General features: G+C 41.1%; 1 protein-coding gene and 1 pseudogene. Both read left to right on the top strand.

The window, feature by feature from the left end:
• A partial coding sequence (locus ACS8FC_RS18270) for a hypothetical protein (protein WP_439297830.1) occupies window positions 1-153 on the top strand: 153 nt, incomplete at its 5' end.
• A gap of 344 nt (window positions 154-497) precedes the next feature.
• Window positions 498-647: pseudogene (locus ACS8FC_RS18265) on the top strand (excalibur calcium-binding domain-containing protein); the annotation flags it as partial.
• Window positions 648-657: the final 10 nt, after the last annotated feature.

The raw sequence follows: 657 nt of genomic DNA, 5'->3' as shown, positions 1-657 counted from the left end.
TACCGCAACCATGGTGCCGCTGAAGGTCGGGTGTTGGTCGGCTTACAAGCCTCTGATAGTAATTCGCGCCAACTACAAGATGCCCTTCTAGATATCGGTTACGACTGCACGACGGTCAATGATAATATTGGCTATCAGTTGTTTTTAAGATAGTAAAAGTAGGTATAAAAATTCAAATCCAATGGCGGTTTTTAGTCAATTAAAGGCTGCCATTTTCATATTAATAATGATTGTGAGATAGCAGGTATGGCACAGTGACAAACAAAGTATTAGTGATATTGACGTTACTGATTTTCGTACTTATAGGTTATAGAGTTCTTCAACCTGAGAGTACGATAAATACACCTGCAGCCAATACAGTGGCAGATACCGTAACGCAACCAGCTCTTACCTCTATTGACGTTGATAACATTGATGACATACCGCCAACATACGTTGACTTGGGGCCTATCTCAACATCAGAGTCAACCGTAACTCCAATCTTATCAACACAATCAGCAACATCAAAATTTTCATGTGACGGCAGAACACATTGCTCACAAATGACATCCTGTGCGGAGGCAACTTACTTCACAAACTACTGTCCTAATACCAAAATGGATGGTAACCACGACGGTATACCTTGTGAACAACAATTGTGCAACTGACCCACAATCA

The organism is Psychrobacter sp. 1Y4 (assembly GCF_051847555.1).
Note: the sequence above shows the minus strand (reverse complement) of the source record. Positions and strands in the feature narration are given on the sequence as shown.